The organism is Rhizobacter sp. P2_H2, from assembly GCF_056403375.1.
Genome location: NZ_JBFUFP010000464.1, coordinates 1 through 4,144 on the forward strand (window position 1 = coordinate 1; position 4,144 = coordinate 4,144).

At 68.9% G+C, this 4,144-nt stretch carries 6 protein-coding genes; all 6 read left to right on the top strand.

Annotated elements, in window-relative coordinates; translation table 11 throughout:
* Window positions 1-476: ABC transporter permease subunit (locus AC1D15_RS20400; RefSeq protein WP_477827399.1), on the top strand; the 476-nt coding region annotated here is incomplete at its 5' end.
* Between the two features lie 5 nt (window positions 477-481).
* Complete coding sequence (locus AC1D15_RS20405) at window positions 482-1,396, top strand: ABC transporter permease (RefSeq protein ID WP_047500370.1); 915 nt, start codon at window positions 482-484, stop codon at window positions 1,394-1,396.
* On the top strand, window positions 1,393-2,139 hold the full coding sequence (biuH, locus tag AC1D15_RS20410; protein WP_477827400.1) for a biuret amidohydrolase: 747 nt from the start codon (window positions 1,393-1,395) through the stop codon (window positions 2,137-2,139). The genes AC1D15_RS20405 and biuH overlap by 4 nt, the downstream gene beginning before the upstream one ends.
* On the top strand, window positions 2,136-3,107 hold the full coding sequence (locus AC1D15_RS20415) for an ABC transporter substrate-binding protein (protein WP_477827401.1): 972 nt from the start codon (window positions 2,136-2,138) through the stop codon (window positions 3,105-3,107). The genes biuH and AC1D15_RS20415 overlap by 4 nt, the downstream gene beginning before the upstream one ends.
* Window positions 3,108-3,117: 10 nt before the next feature.
* Complete coding sequence (locus AC1D15_RS20420; RefSeq protein WP_465110995.1) at window positions 3,118-3,888, top strand: ABC transporter permease; 771 nt, start codon at window positions 3,118-3,120, stop codon at window positions 3,886-3,888.
* Window positions 3,885-4,144, top strand: a 260-nt coding sequence (locus tag AC1D15_RS20425) for an ATP-binding cassette domain-containing protein (RefSeq protein ID WP_477827402.1), incomplete at its 3' end; no start/stop codon positions are given. The genes AC1D15_RS20420 and AC1D15_RS20425, both read left to right, overlap by 4 nt.

Consider the following 4,144-nt stretch of genomic DNA (forward strand, 5'->3'; position numbering starts at 1 on the left):
GCCTGTGGATCTTCCAGACGCCGTCGGGCTTCGCGACGCGCGTGGTCGGCGGCAACGCGCGTGCCGCGCTGCTGGTGGGCCTGCCGAGTGCGCGATTGATCGTGATCGCCTGCGCGATCGGCGGCGCCTGCGCCGGCCTGGCCGGCGGCATCGAGGTGCTGGCGGTGCACACCAGCGCCAACGCTGCGCTGATCGCGGGCCTCGGCTACACCGGCATCCTGGTGTCCTTCGTCGCGCGCCACAACCCGTGGCTCGTGATGCCGGTGGCGGTGCTGTTCGGCGGCTTCGGCGCGGCCGGCAGCCTGCTGCAGCGGCGCATGGACCTGCCCGATGCCTCGGTGCTGGTGCTGCAGGGCTTCGCGTTCCTGCTGATCCTCGCGAGCGAGGCCTTGCGCGGCAGGCTTTTCGTCGCGCGGGCGAAGCCGGTCGCGCTGCCGCCGGTCGTTGCGCCGACCTCCGCGCAGGTGAGCACATGAGCAGCATGGAGTTGTTCTTCAACGTGCTGATCGCCGTGCTCGGCGGTGCGATCCGCGTCGGCACGCCGTTCCTGATGGTGAGTCTCGGCGAGTGCGTCACCGAGAAGGCCGGCCGCATCAACCTCGGGCTCGAGGGCGTGCTGGTGTTCTCCGCGATGAGCGGCTTCGGCGGCGCGTACCTCAGCGGATCGGCCTGGGTCGGCGTGCTCGTCGGCGGGCTGTCGGGCGCCGCGCTCGCGCTGCTGCACGGCCTGGTGTGCTCGCTGCCGCGCGTCAACGACATCGCCGCCGGCATCGCGCTGATGCTGCTCGGCAGCGGGCTCGCGTTCTACCTCGGCAAGCCGCTGATCCAGCCGCAGGCGCCGCAGATCCCCGCGCTGGCGCTCGGCGAATGGAGCAGCTCGGCGCAGATCCGCTCGGCGCTGCAGGTCAATGCGCTGTTCCCGATCGGTGTCGCGCTTGCTGCGCTGCTCGCGTGGGGCTTCAAGGCGACGCGCTTCGGGCTGGTGCTGCGCATGGCCGGCGATTCGAGCGATGCGGCGCGCTCGCTCGGCTACTCGGTCCACGGCATCCGCATCGCGGCCACGGTGATCGGCGGCTTCATCGCGGGCCTGGGCGGTGCCTCGCTGTCGCTGCACTACCCGGGCAGCTGGAACGAAGGGCTGTCGAGCGGGCAGGGGCTGATCGCGGTGGCGCTGGTGATCTTCGCGCGCTGGAGCCCGTGGCGCTGCCTCGGCGCGGCGCTGCTGTTCGGCGGCGCCGGCGCGCTCGGGCCGGCGCTGCAGTCGGTGGGCATCAGCAGCGGCTACCACCTGTTCAACGCGGTGCCGTACGTGCTGACGCTCGCGATCCTGGTGTGGACCTGCTCGCCGACGCGCCGGGTCCAGGGCGCACCGGCGGAACTGGGGGTGTCGCTGTGATCCCCCGCTACGTCGATGCCGATCCCTACCGCTGGCCGTTCGACGGCGACCTGCGGCCCGACAACACCGCGCTGATCGTGATCGACATGCAGGTCGACTTCTGCGGCGCGGGAGGCTACGTCGACAAGATGGGCTATGACATCGGCCTGACGCGCGCGCCGATCGCGCCGCTGCAGCGCCTGATGGCCGCGATGCGCGACGCCGGCTGCCTGCTGATCCACACCCGCGAAGGGCACCGCCCCGACCTGAGCGACCTGCCGGCCAACAAGCGCTGGCGCTCGCGGCAGATCGGCACCGACGGCATCGGCATCGGCGACGTCGGGCCGTGCGGCCGCATCCTGACGATCGGCGAACCGGGCTGGGAAATCATCCCCGAGCTCGCGCCACTGCCCGGCGAGCCGGTGATCGACAAGCCCGGCAAGGGCTCGTTCTACGCGACCGACCTCGACCTGATCCTGCACACCCGCGGCATCCGCAACCTGGTGCTGACCGGCATCACGACCGACGTGTGCGTGCACACCACGATGCGCGACGCGAACGACCGCGGCTACGAGTGCCTGATCGTCTCGGACTGCACTGCCGCCACCGACCTCGGCAACCACCTCGCGGCGCTGAAGATGGTGACGATGCAGGGCGGGGTGTTCGGCGCGGTGGCCGATTCGAATGCGCTGATTGCCTCCGTTCGGGCTGAGCCTGTCGAAGCCGGCGCACAGAAACACGTTCCCAGGAGCACCCCTCGATGATCACCCGCCGCCGCACCCTGCAGACCCTCGCCGCCACGGCCACCCTCGGCGCGGCCTCGTTCGCCCGCGCCGCGGACGACAAGATCCTGATCGGCTACTGGCCGATCGCGAGTGGCCTGCCGCTGTATGCCGGCCTGGAGCTCGGCACCTTCAAGGAGGCCGGGCTCGACGTCGAGGGCGTCAAGTTCTCCAGCGCCCAGCAGGTGGCCGAGGCGATGATCTCCGGCCGCATCCACGGCTCGGCCAACGGCACCGCGTCGGCCGTGCTGGCACTCGCCGAGATCACCTCGCCGGGCCTGTTCAAGATCATCTGCAGCAACCCGTCGAACCACAAGCTGGTGCTCGACGAGTTCGTCGTCGCGAAGGACAGCCCGATCAAGTCGCTTGCCGACCTGAAGGGCAAGAAGATCGCGAGCGGCCCCGGCATCCAGAACGTCACGCTCGCGAAGATCATGCTCGAGAAGAACGGCGTCGCGAATCCGCAGGTCACCGAGCTGCCGGTCGGCCAGCACGTGCCGGCGCTCGTCGGCGGGCAGATCGACGCGGTCTACACGCTCGAGCCCACCGGCACCGCGGGCCGCCTGAAGGGCCTGACGCGCGTGCTCGAGACCGGCGTGATCAGCAAGTACGTGCTCGGCGATGCCGAGGCGCCGTGGTTCGGCGGCTCGGCCAGCGTGACCGCCACGCTGCTGAAGGAGCGCCCGGCCGACGCGAAGAAATACATCGCCGCCTACGCGAAAGCGGTGGAGCACGTGCGCAAGAACCCCGAGGAGTCGCGCAACCACCTCGACGGCTTCACGTCGATCGACGCGTCGCTGGTGAAGGAGGTGCCGCTGTCGGGCTTCACGCTCTACAACGAGTTCAAGCCCAGCGACATCGATGCGTTCCAGAAGTTCTTCGACGTGTTCACCGAACGCAAGATCTTCTCGCGTGYGGTGCCGGTGAAGCCGCTGCTCTACACCGCGTGAGGAGCGGGCCATGAACGCCTCGCGACTGATGGACCGAAGGCTGCTCCCGCTGATCGGCCCGCTGCTGCTGTTCGCGCTGTGGGAGCTCGTGATCTCGGCCCGGTGGATCAAGCCGGTGCTGCTGCCGCCGCCCGGCGAGACGCTCGCCTACCTGTGGAGCACGGTCGCGAGCGGCGCGATCGGGCCGGACCTGCTGTCCACCCTGTACCGCACGCTGGCCGCGTTCGGCATCGCGGTGCTGGTCGGCGTGCCGCTGGGCGTGCTGCTCGGCAGCTCCGAGCTGGCGTACCGCAGCGTCGAGTTCGTGATCGACTTCTTCCGCTCGACGCCGAGTTCGGCGCTGATCCCGCTCTTCATGCTGATCTTCGGCATCACCGACATCAACAAGGTCGCGATCGCGAGCTTCGGCGCGATGCTGATCGTGCTGTTCAACAGCGCCTACGGCGTGATGAACGCGAAGAAGACGCGGGTGATGGCGGCGCAGATCATGGGCGTGTCGCGCTGGCATGTGTTCAAGGACGTGATGCTGATGGAGAGCCTCGCGCAGACCTTCGTGGGCCTGCGCAGCGCGGTCTCGATGGCGCTGGTGATCGTCATCGTCGCCGAGATGTTCATCGGCTCGGAGACCGGGCTCGGCCACCGCATCATCGATGCGCAGCAGGTGTTCAACGTGAAGGACATGTACAGCTCGATCCTGATCACCGGCGCGCTCGGCTACCTGCTGAACCTCGCGTTCCTGCTGGTCGAGAAGAAGCTGATCCACTGGAGCGGGAAGGCATGAGCGGCCCGGTGCTGAACCTGCCGCACGTGACGATCCGCGGGCTGTGCAAGTCGTTCGCCGGATCGCCGCTGTACACCGATTTCAACCTCGACCTGCCGCGCGGCGAGATCGTCTCGATCTTCGGGCCGAACGGTTGCGGCAAGTCGACGCTGATGAACATGATCGCCGGGCTGGTGCCGCTGGACGCCGGCGAGATCCTGTTCGACGGCAAGACGCTGAAGCAGACCGACATCGGCTACGTGTTCCAGAACTACCG